The organism is Clostridium lapidicellarium, from assembly GCF_041224415.1.
GTDB lineage: Bacteria > Bacillota > Clostridia > Clostridiales > Clostridiaceae > Clostridium_B > Clostridium_B lapidicellarium.
Genome location: NZ_JBGFFE010000002.1, coordinates 177,736 through 195,015, shown reverse-complemented (window position 1 = coordinate 195,015; position 17,280 = coordinate 177,736). Strand labels below are relative to the sequence as shown.

Sequence of the window (17,280 nt, the reverse complement as noted above, 5' to 3'; positions counted from 1 at the left end):
CTTCCTCTTATTTAATAGTAAAATACAGCTTATATTATTAAGTTAAAGTAAACTATTATGACAATAAGTTGAATAGCTAATAGTTAGATGATATAATTTATTGAGCATGTAATTTTATAAAATTTAATGTGGTGAGGATGAAAAAAATGAAACTTTTTCGTAAATTATTTAAGTCATACAGCGAACGAGAAGTAAAAAGAATTATCCCTATAGTGGATAAGATAGATGGTATGGATTCTAAGATGCAGCAATTCAGCGATGAGGAACTCAAGGCTAAGACAGATGAATTTAAAGAGAGAATTTCCAAGGGCGAGTCCCTGAATTCAATATTACCTGAAGCTTTTGCAGTTGTCAGGGAAGCAGGATACCGAAAAGTAGGATTGAAACAGTATAGAGAACAGCTTATAGGTGGCATAGTACTCCATCAGGGAAGAATAGCTGAGATGAAAACCGGTGAAGGTAAAACCCTAGTTGCTACTGCACCGGCTTATTTGAATGCACTTACCGGCAAGGGAGTGCATATAGTGACAGTAAATGATTATCTGGCGAAAAGAGATAGAGATTCAATGGCACCGATATATGAGGCATTGGGCCTTACAGTGGGTGTTATTTTACATGATATGGATGAAAAACAGCGTCAGGAAGCTTATAACTGTGATATAACTTATGGAACAAACAGTGAATTTGGATTTGACTATTTGAGAGATAATATGGTCATATATAAAGAAGAAAGAGTTCAAAGAGGGCTGAATTTTGCTATAGTCGACGAAGTGGACTCAATTTTAATCGATGAGGCCAGAACCCCCCTTATTATTTCAGGGGAAGGGGAAAAGTCAACTGAATTCTATAATGTTGCAGACAGTTTTGCAAAATCCCTGCAAGAAGAAGATTATAATGTAGATGAAAAGGCAAATGCAGTAATACTTACTGATACGGGTGTGAAGAAAGCGGAAAAATTTTTTCATCTTGACAATTATGCAGATCCTGAAAACATGGAAATACAGCATTATGTAGTTCAATCATTGAAAGCCAACTATATAATGAAACGGGATAAGGATTATATGGTGAAAAATGGGGAAGTATTAATAGTAGATGAATTTACAGGAAGAATGATGAAAGGGAGAAGGTACAGCGACGGACTTCATCAGGCCATAGAAGCCAAAGAGGGAGTTAAGGTGGAAAGAGAATCGAAGACCCTTGCCACTGTTACCTATCAGAATTATTTCAGAATGTTTAATAAATTGTCAGGTATGACAGGTACCGCCCAGACAGAGGAAAATGAATTCAGAGAGATATATGAATTGGATGTAATAGTAGTACCCACCCATGAACCTGTTATAAGGGAGGATCTGCCTGATGTTGTTTATAAGACGGCAAAGGCCAAATTCAGTGCTATAGCTGATGAAATATATGAAACTTACAAAAAAGGCCAGCCGGTACTGGTGGGCACTGTAAGTATAGAAAAATCCGAACTTCTTTCGGATATGCTTAAAAAGAAAGGAGTTTCGCACCAGGTTTTGAATGCAAAGTTTCATGAAAAGGAAGCTGAGATAATTTCCCATGCAGGCGAAAAGGGGACTGTCACTATAGCTACTAATATGGCAGGCCGTGGTACCGATATAAAACTTGGTAAGGGTGTAGTAGCCCTTGGAGGACTCAAGGTGATAGGTACTGAAAGGCATGAATCCAGACGAATTGATAACCAGCTGAGAGGTCGTTCAGGCCGTCAGGGTGATCCTGGAGCTTCAAGATTTTATGTATCTTTGGAAGATGACCTCATGAGAATATTTGGCTCGGATAAACTTAAGAATGTAGTTGAAAAATTGGGGCTTAAAGATGATGAGGCCATAGAAAGCAAAATGGTTACAAATGCCATAGAAAGTGCACAGAAAAAAGTGGAGGGAAATAATTTTGATATAAGGAAGACGCTTCTTCAATATGACGATGTCATAAATAAACAGAGGGAGATAATATATAAGCAGAGATCCCAGGTTCTTGAAGGAGAAGATCTGAAAGATGACATACTGAGAATGATGAAGAGCCTTGTGTCTTCCATCGTGGATTCCCATATATCCGGCGTAGAAGAGGAATTTGAGGATGAAATAGCTAAGCTGATTGAATACATGGAAGAGATCTATGTACCTAAGGGTTCTGTCAAGAAGGAAGATGTCATAGATCTTTCTAATGATGAGATCAAAGATAAATTTACAGATATAGGTATGAAGATTTATGAGAAAAAAGAACAAGAATTTACCCCGGAGCAGATGAGGGAAATTGAGAGAGTTATTTTGCTGAGAGTTGTTGATACAAGATGGATGGATCATATAGATGACATGGAACATCTAAAAAGAGCCATTGGGCTTAAAGCTTATAGGCAGCAGGAGCCTGCCCAGGCATACCAGTTTGAGGGCAGCAAAATGTTTGATGAGATGATTTACAACATCAAGTTTGACACCATAAAATATCTGCTTCATGTACAGATAGAAAGAGCACCTGAGAGGGAAAGAGTAGCCAGGAATGTAACCACTAACCAGCAGGAAGGCAATTCAGTGAAAAAGAAGCCTATAAGGAAGAAGAAGACTGTGGGGAGAAATGATCCCTGCCCCTGCGGAAGCGGTAAAAAATATAAAAATTGCTGTGGAAGAACTGCTTGATTAATATTATATGCAATATTGGAGAGTGATTAAATGGTATTTCAGTTAGAAGAGAATATGAGTAAATTGAATGATTTAAAACAAAATATACTGCAAATGAGGGATTCACTTTGACATAGAGGGTTCTGAAAACAGAATAGAGGAACTTCAGATAAAAATGCAGGAGACTGGCTTTTGGAATGATGTAAAGAGAGCCCGGGAAATATCCAGCGAGGAAAAAAATCTTGAGGATAAACTCAATGAATACAAAAATCTTTTGCAGAGAATAGAGGATGCAAAAGTCCTACTTGAAATTGCGTCGGAAGATGAAAGTATTTCGGCCAAGGATATTTCAAATGAGATAGGAAACATAGAGTCCTGTGTAGAAAAATTCAAAACTGAAATTCTCTTGAATGGTGAATATGACAGAAATAATGCAATATTGAACCTACATGTAGGAGTCGGGGGAAAAGATGCCCAGGACTGGACGGAAATGCTGCTTAGAATGTATACGAGATGGGCAGAAAAAAAAGGTTATAGGATTGAAACCCTTGATATGCTTCAGGCGGATGACGTGGGAATAAAAAGTGTTTCCCTGAAGATTGTGGGAGAATTTGCGTATGGATACCTGAAATCTGAAAAGGGAATTCACCGTTTGGTAAGAATATCCCCATTCAATGCAAACGGGAAAAGGCAAACTTCCTTTACATCGGTGGAAGTCCTTCCTGAACTCACGGAAAGTCAAAATATAGATATTAGACCCGAGGATCTTAAAGTAGATACTTTCAGGGCAGGAGGAGCAGGGGGACAGTATGTAAATAAAACTGAATCGGCTGTGAGGATAACACATATACCTACCGGGATAGTTGTACAGTGTCAAAATGAAAGAAGCCAGCACTTTAACAGGGAACAGGCACTGAAGATGTTGAAATCGAAATTGGTGGAACTTAAGGAGAGGGCACATAAAGACAAAATAGAGGATCTGACGGGAGAGCTTAAGGATATGGGCTGGGGAAGTCAGATAAGGTCCTATGTATTTCATCCTTACAGCTTGGTAAAAGATCACAGGACAGGCGTTGAAAGCGGTAATATATCTTCTGTAATGGATGGCAATATAGATGATTTTATAAAGGGATATTTAAAGCTTCAAATGAAATGAATATATGATTTTTAATGTACTGCCTGATTTTAATTATCAGGCAGTATATTAATTTTAAAGGGAGGGATTGATAGAAGTTGGACACTGGAATGAAATTTAAAGGTACTTTTATTTCACTTAATCACAGAGATTTCAGATATTTTTTGTCCGGCCAGATTCTGTCGCTCATGGGTACCATGATTCAAAATACAGCTTTAAGCTGGTATGTGTATAAAATAACTGATTCTCCTTTTTTACTTGGACTCATAGGTGTGTTTCAATATGCCCCGGTTCTTCTAATAACTCTTTTAAGCGGTGTAATAGTGGAAAGGTACCCTAAGAAAAAAATTCTTCTTATAACTCAGGTGTCCTATATGCTGCAGGCTTTCGCACTGAGTTTTGTTGTATATACGGGAGAGAGTAAATACTGGACACTTGCAGTACTGGCTGCAGTAAATGGAACTATAACAAGCTTTGATATGCCGACCAGGCAGTCATTTTTTATTGAGCTTGTAGGTAAAAGTGATTTGCCGAATGCCATATCCTTAAATTCCACTGTGTTTAACATGTCCCGTATAGTTGGCCCGGCAGTGGCTGGGATGCTTATGGACAGTTTTGGAGTGTTTCAGTGTTTTCTCGTGAATGCCTTTAGTTTCATACCTGTAATATATGGGATAATCAAGATAAGGGCCAGGGGAAATCCGGTGATTGAAAAGAAGGGATCTGGTTTATTTAAGGATCTCAAAGACGGTATATTGTATACTATAAATAATAGGATATTGATTTCTACTATGTTTGTACTGGCCATAGTGTGTACTTTTGCATTTAACAGCAATGTTATAGTGCCTGTTTTTGCTAGGGAAGTCATGAATGGCAATTCCAGAGTTTACAGTTTGCTTTTAAGTCTTATAGGTTTGGGATCCCTTATAGGAGCTATATTTATGGCTGGACATGGTGGAAGACTCAGAAGCAAATACCATCTTATTGTAAATTCATTTATAATTGCAATTTTACAGATGATAACTTTGTTTACAAAGGATTTTGTATCGGTGAGCTTAGTTTTTATATCCATAGGATTTTTTAACCTTACTTTTTTGAATAAAGCCAATACTACATTGCAATTTAATACTGACGATGAATACAGAGGAAGAGTCATGAGCATATATTCCCTTTTAAATATAGGAAGCACCCCCCTTGGAAGTGCTTTTTCGGGCATGATAATGGAAAAATTCGGTGGAGAATTTGGCTTTTTCAGCTGCGGTTTGATCATATTTTTAGCTGCTGCTGCTATAGTGATTTTTGCCAGATTTGGAAGAGGTCATACGGGATCTTTTCTCGGTATATTTTAATATTAGAATTATACCAACGGCTGACAATAGAAATAGCCTTCCACAGTACAGGACAAAGAAATTATTTTGAAAAGCATATTTTACTATTTCATCGGAAGTTACTTTAAAACACCGTTCTATGGATTGACTGCCTATATATGACGGTTTATCCTCCGGCCTGTGGATTTTTGACATGTCTTCGTCCGACAGGGTAACGGCATCTATGGCATAAGCCCTGAAATATTCATGATCACTGGAATTTTCAAATACGTATTTAAATTCCACTTTGTTCCTGAGGCATAGATTGGCTATTTCCCTTATAAAACCGGTATTTTTTGTATCACATTTGCTGCCCATTATGGTAAGAGGTATTTTTTTATTACTGCCTATCATGTCGAAATTCATCACTTTACCCCCTTTGAGTTCTTCTGAATATTTTTGTAGAAATGCCTTTGATCCAAGACAGCCAAATTCTTCTGCATTAAAAGATGCTATTATTATATTCCTGTCTGGTTTCCCGAGGGAATTTATATATTTTACAAGCCCCAGTAAAAATGATGTGCCGGAGGCATTGTCCAGAGCTCCGCTGTATATTTTCCCGGACAAATCGGTGCCAAGATGGTCAAAATGAGCGCATAGAACCAGAGGGGGCAAATTTGAGTCCTTTCCTTTTATGTAACCTATTATGTTGTAAATAGAAGTTTGATTATTTTCAAAGGGTATAAAACAGCTTATTTCATATCCCATGTCGATGTATTTTTTAATTTCATGGGCGGTCTGCTTTTTTATCATTATAAACATGGATTGTCCGGAATTTGCCATAAAGGAACTTCTGAAATTTAGATCGTCATCTTCTGGATTGTAAAATATAAAGTATTTATTATCTTTGTGTATTTGAAAGCTATTTCCCTTTTCAAGCAGTATATTGGATTTTTTGAAAGATATTTTATTGCCCCTGAAATTTAACATATCCTCTTTATAATCTATTCCATATTTATATTGCTTTATTGTGAAGCTGTTTTTATCCAGTACTTTTAAATATGGACTACCTTCTATTCTTTTTGGATAAAGCACTTTAAAGCTTTCAAGATAATTTCCATTGTAAGGCTTTAGATGCTGCTTTTTAAAATAATTTTTTATAATATTTACCACCTGATAATTTTCCAGAGTGCCGGGAAGCCTTCCCTTGAATAAATCAGAGGACAGGTAGGATATATTGTGTTTTACTTCCGCTGGATCAAGGGGGGTTATGAAACAGCAGTATTGAAAACTCAAAGAACAGACAACGCACAGAAAGGCAATTGACAGATGCAGTATAAAATTTTTCATTACATAGAACCTTTTTTTAATTGATGTCTTTATAAATATATTAATTTGTTAAAATGTATATAACTATATTTCAGATAAAATATGTGAGGAGGAGAATATGGATAATATAGTAGACACCCTGGTATCAGAGCTGGGTGTAAATAAAAAATACATAGTTAATGTAATTGAACTTTTGGATTCTGGAAATACGGTGCCCTTCATAGCCAGGTACAGAAAAGAACTAACTGGAAGCATGAGCGATGTAATTTTAAGAAAACTTGAAGAAAGACTTGTGTATCTCAGAAATCTTGGAAGCAGAAAAGAAGATGTAATAAGGATAATAGGGCAGCAGAACAAACTTACGGGTGGTTTGAAAAAATCCATAGAAAATGCTGATACTCTCATGGAAGTAGAGGACATATACAGACCCTATAAGCCTAAAAAAAGGACCAGAGCTGTCATTGCAAAGGGAAAGGGGCTTGAAGCACTTTCCAGGGTAATTTTAGATGAAAATTTCAGGGAGAATATAAAAGAGTATGCCGGGCGGTTTATAAACAAGGAGAAAAAAGTGCAGTCGGCGGATGAGGCTCTGGATGGAGCCGTGGATATAATAAGTGAGATTATTTCAGACAATGCTGTTTACAGAAAGTGGATAAGAAAATTTGCCCAAAATAACGGTGTAGTTGAAACCAGAGGAAAGAGTGAAGAACCTACTCCCTATGAGATGTATTATGATTACAGTGAAGCGGTTAAATCCATTCCTGCACATAGAATACTTGCCATAAACCGGGGTGAAAGGGAAAAAGTACTTTCGGTGAAAATAACCTGTGACTTGGATAATGTAATAAATTATTTGGAAAAACAGTGCCTGAAGGGTAATGCCATAACGGATGTCTATATAGAAAAGAGTATAAAAGATTCCCTGAAAAGGCTTATTTACCCTTCTATTGAGAGGGAAATAAGATCTGAACTTACGGATAAAGGTGAAGAAGGTGCGATAAGGATATTCAAGGCCAATTTAAAGTCACTTTTGATGCAGCCGCCTATAAAGGGTAAAAATGTACTTGGCTATGATCCGGGTTTCAGAAATGGATGTAAGATTGCAGTATTGGATGATACGGGGAAACTAATGGATACAGCCATAGTCTATGCCACTGCACCTCAAAATGATGTAGACGGTTCTATAGAAAAGTTGAAGAAACTGGTTTATAAATATGATGTTGGTGTAATATCCCTTGGTAACGGAACGGCCAGCAGAGAGTCGGAAAAAGTAATAGAAAGGCTTATAAGGGAAGTGAAGGAAGAGAAGGATAGGGATCTTTATTATGTGATAGTGTCTGAAGCAGGGGCTTCCGTTTATTCGGCTTCCGAACTTGCTGCAAAGGAATATCCGGATGTAAATGTGTCGTTAAGAGGGGCCATATCCATAGGAAGGAGGCTGCAGGATCCTCTTGCAGAACTTGTAAAGATAGATCCTAAATCCATAGGAGTGGGACAGTACCAGCATGATATTACCGCTAAAAAACTGGATGAGTCACTGAAAGGTGTAGTGGAAGATTGTGTAAATAGTGTGGGAGTTGACTTGAATACAGCGACACCTTCCCTTTTATCCTATATATCCGGGATAAATTCGGCTACAGCAGCTAATATTGTGGCCTACAGGGAGGATAATGGGAAATTTAAAAACAGGAGAGAACTTCTAAAAGTGAAGGGACTTGGAAATAAGGCCTTTGAGCAGTGTGCTGGCTTTCTCAAAGTGATGGAAAGTTCTGAGCCTCTTGACAACACTTCGGTTCATCCTGAATCCTATGATGCGGCAAAAGGGCTTTTAAATCTCCTGGGATACACTGTAGATGATCTTAAAAACAGAGATGTCTCCCATATAGATGACAGGGTGGAAAGGATTGGCATTGAGGCTCTTTCTAAAAAACTCGGCGTAGGGATACCCACATTGAATGATATTGTAAAGGAGATAAAAAAGCCGGGAAGGGATCCCAGGGAAGAACTTCCAAAACCTGTACTCAAAAAGGGAATTATGGATTTAAGCCAGATTAAACCCGGGATGGTACTTACGGGTACAGTCAGGAATGTGGCCGATTTTGGTGCTTTTGTAGATATTGGTGTACATCAGGATGGTCTGGTGCATATAAGTCAGCTTTCGGACAAATTTGTAAAGCATCCTCTTGATGTAGTCAGAGTCGGGGATGTTGTACAGGTAACCGTACTTGATGTAGATGAAAAGAGGAAGAGAATTTCTCTCAGCATGAAATCAAACGGTATCCGGAACCTATAAATGGAATGTGGAGGTGCTTCGAGATTATTTTGAGTAATCTTGAAGCACCTGTTTTTATAGTAATTTTTTAATGAAGTGATTTTTCAAAAACTTTCTCTATAATCTCCGGTGACGGAACACCTTCATGAATTTTAGTGCTGCCCACGAAATATGTAGGTACGTAATAATAGTCGTATTTTTTAGCTATTTCGGGGTGCTTTTCCTCATCGATTATTTCAACATTTACTTTTTTATATTCGGGGACTTTGTCTTGAATTTCCTTCATCCACGATAGTGCCTGCTTGCAGTAGGGGCACCAGCTTGTTACAAACATGTGTACAGGTTTCATAAATATCACCGCCTAATTTTAATATCTTTTGCATTTTACAACTTAATTATATATCAAACTTCTGTATTTTCAACGGTACTGCCTTAAAAATTATATTGAAATATAAGGACAAAAGTATTATAATAAACTTGATAATTTAATAATTGAAAAAAGTAATCTTCAGGGCGGGGTGTGATTCCCCACCGGCGGTAAAGCCCGCGAGCCCTTAAAGGGTATGATTCGGTGAAAGTCCGAGGCCGACAGTAAAGTCTGGATGAAAGAAGTGAGAATATAATGTTTGTTGTCCCTGATAATTTGTTTATCAGGTTTTTTTATTTTATTATGTTTGCTCACCTGGAAGATTATACTTAATGTTTTGGGAGGGTTAATTTATGAAAGGCAAAAAATTAAACAAGTTGGTAAAAGTATCATTGTTGGGAGTAATAGGGTTTTTACTTATGTTTGTAGAATTTGCTCTTCCCATATTCCCATCGTTTTTAAAAATTGATATAAGTGATTTGCCCGCTTTGATGGGAACTTTTGCACTGGGACCGGGAGCCGGAGTCGCCGTGGAATTTTTAAAGAACATACTTCATGGAATATTTGATGGAAAAACTGCTTTTATAGGTGAAGTTGCCAATTTTGCAGTAGGTTCGGTTCTGGTTTTTACTGCAGGATATATATACAGCAGGAAAAAGACCAAAAAGTCGGCAATACTGAGCCTGGGAGCTGGAACCATCACAATGTCGGCAGCGGCTGCACTGTTGAATTATTTCATATTGCTTCCGCTCTATGAAAAAGTACTTAATTTCCCCATAAGTGCAGTTGTGGCAGTGGCAGGCAAGGTGAATGGAAGTATAACTGATTTGAATACATTGATATTATTTGCCATTGTGCCTTTTAACCTGTTAAAAGGGGTGGTTCTTACAGCTCTTACTCTCGCACTTTATAAGAGTGTTTCGCCGATATTGAAGCAGGAGCAGGCAAAAAATAGGAAATTGGCGGGAAATAAAATCAATTCATGATGAGAAATCCGGGATGTTCCCGGATTTTTTTATATTTAGTTGAATTTTCATTTAATTTATGAAATGAAGATTTCACACGATAAAATATATAATGTATAATAATATATGATGTCGAGCGGGGTGGTGAATTTGTCGGGAATTTGGAATATAAACAGCACCTATAATGTAAATAATAAAAAAATATCTGCAAAAATTTCTTTTCAGGTTGGGGAAAAATTTTCTGCCAGGGTTGTACAGTTAAATAGATCCACAGGAGAGATATTTTTAAAGCTTCTGGACGGATGGCAGTTTTCAGGGGAATTGGAAAATTTTCAAAATATAATGGAAAATCAACTGATAAGGCTGGAAGTAGAAGGATTTGAAAATGGAAAATTAAAATTGAGGATTGTAAAATCGGAAGGTGAAAACGGCAGTGAAAGTGAAGATCCCATTAACCTGTTTATCAAGGAAAATAATTTTGATCTCACTGATGCGGACTATGATCTTGTAGATGAAATGGTTAAACATGAAATTCCACTTACGAAAGACAATATTTCCAATATAAAAAGTACATTGGAATTCATGGACAAGATAAAACAGAACCCGGAGGAACAGGATGCCTTTATTCAGGAATATCTGGCCGGTAAGAATATATCACCTGACAGCGAGGAAGGCAAATTTGTAAATACTACTTTGAAGAAATTTTTTAATCAGTTGAAAAATATAGACAGCAGTGATCTATTTACTTTTTTAGAAAATAATATAGAGTTAAATGGAGATAATATAAAGAGCTTCAACAATGTATTTAAAAATTATGGAACTATATACAGGGAGATTAAAACTATGGGACAACTTTTACCAAAGCATATTGTCCAGCAAAATGTTCAACCCCAGGGCGGTTCTTCTGAAAATGATATAGTCAAAAATCAGCCGGCTGTGCAACTTGCAGACAGTTCTCCTGAAAATGTTCCTGAGAGCCAGCCAACTGTACAGGTTCGTGATATTTATAAAAATATTTCCTATGGTCTGAAAGGTGAACAGCAGGAAATTCAGCAGGGCGGAAAAAGCAGTGAAAGTGGTAAAACTGACATTTTGAAAACTATCGATGATGCTCAAAAATCTTTAGGTATCCCTGATGGAAGTAAGCCGGAGGATATTACTGCGGGAGACAGTGGAAATAATATTTTAACTTCTTTTGTAAAAAATAAAATTATGCCCCATATATCATATAAAGGCATTATACTGACACAGGAGGATATAGCTCAGATTGCAGGACAGATAAAAGATCAGATAAATTTGAGAACCAATGACATGAAGGAAATTATAAAGGGAATTCTGGAACAGAAAAACAGCGGGGAAAAAGATACTGCCGAAAATATAAATCATATATTAAATAATAATATGAATGATTTTAAAATATTCAATACTATTTCAAATTCCTATTACTATATGGATCTTCCAATAAACTTGAATCAGAAAGATTATAAATGCAGACTCATGATCAGGGATGACAGGAAAAGAGGAAAGAAAATAGATTCTACCAATGTCAAGATAGCAGCTTCCATAAGTACTGAGAATCTGGGAATGGTAGATGCTTATCTGAGCGTGTACAACCGCAGCATGAATGTGGATATCAGGTGTAATAAGAAATGGCTGGATTTGCTCAGCAGGGAACAAAAAAAAATACTGGATAGCTTATCAGATGTAGGTTATAATGTAGATGTCAAATTTCATGAGAGGGTTGAAGAGATGAATATATCGACCTGCAGGGAATTCTTTGAAGATAATGAAATAGGCATAATCAATACCAGAGTGTAAAAGTGTCCGGCTGTGGCGAGGAAAGGTAGAGGAAGAGATAATGAAAGAAAAAAAGAAAGCGGCGGCTTTAAGATATGAACAGAGCTATGAATCACCCATGGTTACTGCCGCAGGAATAGGACAGATAGCGGATAATATATTGGACAGGGCGAAGGAAAGCAATGTACCTGTAGTATATGATAAAGAACTGGCGGATCTTTTGGTCAACGTGGATGTGGGAGATTATATACCTGTTGCCCTGTATGATGCAGTAGCAAAAGTTATAGCTTATGTAATAGATGTAGATAAAAATGTAGGTAGAAGGTGATGGCTTGGCTTTATTTGCAATATCGGATTTACACCTGGATATGACCGGAAATAAACCCATGGATGTATTTGGGGACAATTGGATTGGACATTACAAAAAAATAGAATCGAACTGGAAGAAAAAAATAACTTGTGGGGATACGGTGATCATAGCAGGCGACATATCCTGGTCCATGAATATGAAAAATGGATTTTTGGATCTTGACTGGGTTCACAATCTTCCCGGAGAAAAAATATTGGTGAAAGGGAACCATGATTATTGGTGGAATAGCATCACAAAATTGAACAGCCTGTATGATGATATGAACTTTATACAGAATAATTTTTTCTCCTATGGAAATTATGCACTTTGTGGGACCAGGGGGTGGAACTGTCCCGGAAGTGAAAACTTCTCCTCACATGATGAAAAGATATATAAAAGAGAGCTCCTGCGGATGAGAAATTCACTGGACTGTGCGGCGAGAGCCGGATACGATAAATTCATAGTTGCCATTCATTATCCGCCTATAGGCGAGAAATTTATGGATTCCGGATTTAAGGACATATTTGAGGAATACAGTGTGGAAAAGGTCATATATGGACATCTTCACGGAGAATCCTCTTTAAAAGCTGTAACTGGAAATTTAAATGGTGTGGAATATCTGCTGACTTCTTCAGATTATATAAATTTTGACCCTGAGGTAATTTTGCCCGGCAGGTGAAGTAAAACTACTTGAGAAATTTGCTGAGAAATCCATGAGTTTTGTTTTTCCTGGATGTATCTTCATCCTGCTGATATTGATTTTCGGCATGGGGTTTGTTTTCGAGAGAATCTTTTACAAGATTCTTTTGATCTCTGGCCATGTTCTTGATTTTTGAGGATGCCGTAGTGGAAGTTACCACCTGGCTGAACCATGTCAGTGAATCCTCTTCTTTTCCCGTACGCCTCATGAGTTCTCCTATGAGATACATAGTGGTAAATCTGTCCATACCACATATCGGCAGACTTTCATTGTAATATGCGGCGTTGAAGTTTTTCAATGCCTGATTTAAAAACTTTATTTCATTTTTATTGTCTTCCTTAAGCCTGTACATCCATGCGATTTTCAAAAAATTTATAGCTTTCTTACTGGCCCTGGCATCTATTACGTAGTAGTTCAAAAGAGACAGCTTGTATCTTTGAATTGCCAGGTCAATGTCGTATATATCCGGATAATTTTTACTGTGCCATTTAGGGGTGATTTTGTTTTTTACCGTATCCGCGTCATAATCGCTTATATGCAGGAAATCATTTTTAATGGCAGCATAACCGCAGTCGTCACATACCCATACATCGTAAAAGTATGGATTTATTATGGAATATCTTATGAAAAAATCGGAATCTCTTTTCAGTATCCTGTAGGAAGATTTTTTAATGGCCCTGGCATTGAAAGAATTTCCGCAGACAGGACAGGTCACATTTCTGTTGTACAGCAGCAATTTTTGTTTATCTTTTTCCCGGAGATCTCCCGAAGTCCTATTTGAAAATGTTTCTTTAGACATACTCTATCACCTTTGTTATTAATCATATAAATTCTGTAATATAGCTTAGATCTTCTTACTTATTATATCAAAAATTTAGTAAAAATCATAGTTCTTAAACTTTCCATATTTTTTATATAATAGTATTATTGTACTGTATGAATTAATTTTATAATATCTGTTAGGGGTGATTTATGTGGCAATAAGAGAGTGGAAGACATTTTTACTACCATATAATCAGGCTGTTGAAGAGTTAAAAGTGAAATTTAAAAGCATAAGAAAAGAATATAGAAGAAAAAATGAGTATTCACCTATAGAGTTTGTTACGGGAAGGGTGAAGGAGATATCGAGTATACTTGAGAAAGCAAATAAATTTAATATACCTTTGGATAGAATAGGATATGAAATGGAGGATATAGCAGGTATAAGGATAATGTGCCAGTTTGTAGATGATATAGGCAAAGTGGTCAGCATAGTGAGGAACAGAAAAGACATGCAGATAATGTATGAAAAAGATTATATCACAAATGTAAAGGAAAGCGGCTACAGAAGTTATCATATGGTAATCAGATACCCTGTAAATATGTCGGAGGGCGAAGTACAGATACTGGCTGAATTCCAGATAAGGACTTTGGCCATGAATTTTTGGGCTACTGCAGAACATTCCCTGAATTACAAGTATAAACATGAGATACCGGATGCCATCAAATTCAAGCTGAAGAGTGCGGCAGATGCGGCTTTCCATCTTGATGAGCAGATGCTGGAGATAAAAGATGAAATAAAAGACGCCCAAAAATTATTTGAAGTTAAGTCCAGCCTGGTATCGGATATAATGAATAACATACTGACGCTGTCTTCCATGGGAAAATTAACTGAGGCTACGAGATATCAGGTACAATTGAATAAACTGGCAGACGAAGGAGAGGTTTTTGAACTGGCCAGTCTATTGCACTCTACGGAAAAGGCACTTCAAGTTTATAAATAATATTAAATTTCCCGGATAATAAATAAGAGGGCAGCACGAAGATTTTGCAGTGCTGTCCTCCTATCAAATCTATTTTGCAACTATATTTACGAGTCTTCCTTTTACCACTATGACCTTTTTTATATCCTTGCCTTTGAGCAGGGATTTTATATTCTGGTTTGAAAGGGATAATTTTTCTATCCCCTTTTCATTTAGATCGGTAGGAATGTTTAACTTGGCTCTTATCCTGCCGTTTATCTGGACAGCTATTTCAACCTCTTTTTTTACAAGTGCATCCGGGTTGAACTCAGGCCATTTTTCATTGAAGATGGAGTAACTCATTCCTAGATTCTGCCACTGTTCTTCAGAGAAATGTGGTGCAAAAGGAGCCAGTATCCTTATGAAATCAAGTACACTGTCCTTTAACAGGGATAAATTCTTTTTGCCTTCCTGAAGATATTTGGAGAGTGCATTTGCAAACTCCATAATTCTGGCAATGGCCGTATTGAATTGAAATTTACCGGTATCCTCCGATACGGATTTTATTGAATGATTTCGTACATAATTTAATTCTCTTTCCATGCCGTCCATGGAAGTCTTACTGTTTTTTCCGTCTGCAAGGGCTTCCTTTGTGGAATTTACAATTCTCTCTATCCTGTCTACAAATCTGTCCATGGATTTAATACCATCTTCACTCCAGGCACCTCCTTCGGCATAGTCGAATCCGAACATGAGGTACATTCTAAATACATCGGAGCCGTATTTTTGTATGCAGCTGTCCGGGGATATGGTGTTGCCCTTGGATTTGCTCATTTTCTGGCCGTCGGGTCCAAGTATTATGCCCTGGTGTCTTAGAGAAAGGAAGGGTTCGTCAAAATTTAAAAATCCCATATCTCTCAGTGCCTTGGTAATGAATCTGGCATATAAAAGGTGCATGCATGCATGTTCCGGTCCGCCTACATACATATCTACAGGCAGCATTTTATCTATCTTTTCTTTATCGAAGGCCTGCTTGTCGTTTTTATTGTCCACATACCTTAAATAATACCAGGATGAACATACGAAGGTGTCCAGTGTATCTGCCTCTCTTCTGGCAGGTCTCCCGCATATGGGACATGTTGTGTTCATAAATTCCTCTGATTTTAAAAGCGGGGATTTTCCATCCGGAGAGAATTCTACATTATAGGGCAGTTTTACTGGGAGTTTATCTTCCGGTACGGGTACAATTCCACATTTGTCGCAGTATATTATCGGTATGGGGGTGCCCCAGTATCTCTGCCTTGATACCAACCAGTCCCTTAACCTGTAGTTCACCCTGGCAGATCCAAGACCCATTTTTTCAAGCTCTTTGGTTACAGCTTTTTTACCTTCTTCCGAGGATAATCCGCTGAAATTTCCGCTGTTTACCATCTCTCCATATTCTACGTATGGGAGAGAATTTCCTCCTTCTATGACTCTTTCAATGGGTAGTTTGTATTTTTTGGCAAATTCAAAATCCCTTTCGTCATGGGCCGGGACTGCCATTACGGCACCGGTGCCGTAGGTATTCAGTACATAATCGCCCACCCATATGGGAACTTTTCTGCCGTTTATGGGGTTTATGGCATATGATCCTGTAAATACGCCTGTTTTTTCTCTTGTTATGGATTGCCTTTCAATGTCAGTTTGTTTTCTTGCCTGTTCCTTATATTTTTCAATCCTGTCCTTATAGGCATCTCTGGTTATTTTGTCTACCAGTTCGTTTTCGGGGGATATGACTACATAAGTGACGCCAAACAGGGTGTCTACCCTTGTGGTAAATACACTGAATTCCACCGGAGAGTCAACTACCTTGAAAGTTACATTTGTACCTGTGGACTTGCCTATCCAGTGTCTTTGCATGGCCTTTGTCTTGGACGGCCAATCCAGTTTGTCGAGATCCTGCAGCAATTCCTCTGCGTAATCTGTGATCTTAAAAAACCACTGTGTGAGGTCTTTTTTGGTGACTTCCGTTCCGCAGCGTTCACAGCAGCCGTCCTTTACCTGTTCGTTGGCGAGCACTGTTTTACAGCTGGGACACCAGTTTGCAGGTGCTTTTTTTCTGTAAGCCAGCCCATGTTTGTAAAGCTGCAGGAACAACCACTGATTCCACCTGTAATAGTCAGGGTGGCAGGTGATAACTTCATTTTCCCAGTTGAACATGGCACCCATGGATTTAAGCTGCTTTTCCATGGTGCTGATATTTTTTTCGGTGGAGTCTTTTGGGTGAATTCCGGTTTTTATGGCATAGTTTTCAGCAGGAAGTCCGAAAGCGTCAAATCCCATGGGCTGAAATACGTTGTATCCCTGCATCCTTTTCAATCTGGCCCAGGAGTCCACGGGGGCATAGTTAAACCAGTGGCCTGCATGTAATTTGCTTCCTGAAGGATAGGAAAACATCTCCATCACATATAATTTATTGTCCAGATCGTTTTTGTCAAATTTGTACAGGTTTGTTTCTTCCCATTTTTTTTGCCATTTTTTATCAATTTCTACATTATACATAAAAATCTTCTCCTTTGCTTATAATCTTGTAATTAATTCCTATATCCGTTGTGAAATAAAAAAAACCCTTCGTCTCTTCTTTTAAGAGACGAAAGGTTTAGCTTCCGCGGTACCACTCTAGTTAAATCAATAAATTGATTTCCCTTGAAAAATAACGG

At 37.7% G+C, this 17,280-nt stretch carries 13 protein-coding genes, 1 riboswitch and 1 other annotated feature (1 of these 15 only partly in view); of the genes, 9 read left to right on the top strand and 4 right to left on the bottom strand.

What is annotated here, in order from left to right:
• Window positions 1-146 precede the first annotated feature (146 nt).
• The 3 genes from secA (at window position 147) to AB8S09_RS02910 (ending at window position 5,120) form a co-directional block, all read left to right on the top strand.
• Window positions 147-2,654 (top strand): preprotein translocase subunit SecA, encoded by a 2,508-nt coding sequence (gene secA, locus AB8S09_RS02920; RefSeq protein WP_294181240.1) that lies wholly within the window; start codon window positions 147-149, stop codon window positions 2,652-2,654.
• Window positions 2,655-2,687: 33 nt separating this feature from the next.
• Window positions 2,688-3,792 (top strand): peptide chain release factor 2 gene (gene prfB / locus AB8S09_RS02915; protein ID WP_294181225.1). Its coding sequence is split into 2 segments (ribosomal slippage): window positions 2,688-2,753 and window positions 2,755-3,792, totalling 1,104 coding nucleotides; the frame shifts between segments, so codons are not numbered across the junction.
• An 89-nt stretch (window positions 3,793-3,881) separates the two neighbouring features.
• Complete coding sequence (locus AB8S09_RS02910) at window positions 3,882-5,120, top strand: MFS transporter (RefSeq protein WP_294181223.1); 1,239 nt, start codon at window positions 3,882-3,884, stop codon at window positions 5,118-5,120.
• Here the strand turns inward: AB8S09_RS02910 and AB8S09_RS02905 are convergent.
• The gene (locus AB8S09_RS02905; protein ID WP_294181222.1) at window positions 5,046-6,428 is read right to left on the bottom strand and encodes a M28 family metallopeptidase; all 1,383 of its coding nucleotides are present in this window, start codon (window positions 6,426-6,428) and stop codon (window positions 5,046-5,048) included. The genes AB8S09_RS02910 and AB8S09_RS02905 overlap by 75 nt on opposite strands.
• A 97-nt stretch (window positions 6,429-6,525) precedes the next feature.
• Here AB8S09_RS02905 and AB8S09_RS02900 point away from each other — a divergent pair, with 97 nt between their 5' ends.
• Window positions 6,526-8,700, top strand: coding sequence for a Tex family protein (locus AB8S09_RS02900; protein ID WP_294181220.1), 2,175 nt, complete (start codon window positions 6,526-6,528; stop codon window positions 8,698-8,700).
• 67 nt (window positions 8,701-8,767) lie between these two features.
• Here AB8S09_RS02900 and AB8S09_RS02895 read toward each other — a convergent pair whose 3' ends face one another.
• Entirely contained in the window at window positions 8,768-9,028 is a 261-nt protein-coding gene (locus tag AB8S09_RS02895) for a glutaredoxin family protein (protein WP_294181219.1), read from the bottom strand.
• Between the two features lie 151 nt (window positions 9,029-9,179).
• A riboswitch (FMN riboswitch) is annotated at window positions 9,180-9,297 on the top strand.
• A gap of 102 nt (window positions 9,298-9,399) precedes the next feature.
• Here AB8S09_RS02895 and AB8S09_RS02890 point away from each other — a divergent pair.
• From AB8S09_RS02890 to AB8S09_RS02875, 4 genes are all read left to right on the top strand, one after another.
• Window positions 9,400-10,032 carry an ECF transporter S component gene (locus AB8S09_RS02890; protein ID WP_294181218.1) on the top strand — a complete coding sequence of 211 codons (633 nt, stop codon included), beginning with the start codon at window positions 9,400-9,402 and terminating at the stop codon, window positions 10,030-10,032.
• Window positions 10,033-10,137: 105 nt separating this feature from the next.
• Window positions 10,138-11,829 carry a hypothetical protein gene (locus AB8S09_RS02885; protein ID WP_294181217.1) on the top strand — a complete coding sequence of 564 codons (1,692 nt, stop codon included), beginning with the start codon at window positions 10,138-10,140 and terminating at the stop codon, window positions 11,827-11,829.
• 40 nt (window positions 11,830-11,869) lie between these two features.
• On the top strand, window positions 11,870-12,136 hold the full coding sequence (locus tag AB8S09_RS02880; protein ID WP_294181215.1) for an EscU/YscU/HrcU family type III secretion system export apparatus switch protein: 267 nt from the start codon (window positions 11,870-11,872) through the stop codon (window positions 12,134-12,136).
• A gap of 4 nt (window positions 12,137-12,140) precedes the next feature.
• The gene (locus AB8S09_RS02875; protein ID WP_294181213.1) at window positions 12,141-12,836 is read left to right on the top strand and encodes a metallophosphoesterase; all 696 of its coding nucleotides are present in this window, start codon (window positions 12,141-12,143) and stop codon (window positions 12,834-12,836) included.
• A gap of 7 nt (window positions 12,837-12,843) precedes the next feature.
• On the opposite strand, the gene AB8S09_RS02870 is transcribed toward AB8S09_RS02875, so the two are convergent.
• The gene (locus tag AB8S09_RS02870) at window positions 12,844-13,656 is read right to left on the bottom strand and encodes a DUF2225 domain-containing protein (protein ID WP_294181212.1); all 813 of its coding nucleotides are present in this window, start codon (window positions 13,654-13,656) and stop codon (window positions 12,844-12,846) included.
• Window positions 13,657-13,831: 175 nt separating this feature from the next.
• Here AB8S09_RS02870 and yjbM point away from each other — a divergent pair, with 175 nt between their 5' ends.
• A complete protein-coding gene (gene yjbM, locus AB8S09_RS02865) occupies window positions 13,832-14,620 on the top strand; it encodes a GTP diphosphokinase (RefSeq protein WP_294181210.1) in 789 nt (262 codons plus the stop codon).
• Between the two features lie 69 nt (window positions 14,621-14,689).
• Here yjbM and leuS read toward each other — a convergent pair whose 3' ends face one another.
• A complete protein-coding gene (leuS, locus tag AB8S09_RS02860; protein ID WP_294181209.1) occupies window positions 14,690-17,122 on the bottom strand; it encodes a leucine--tRNA ligase in 2,433 nt (810 codons plus the stop codon).
• A gap of 81 nt (window positions 17,123-17,203) precedes the next feature.
• Window positions 17,204-17,280 (bottom strand) — a binding site (T-box leader); it runs 129 nt beyond the window's last position.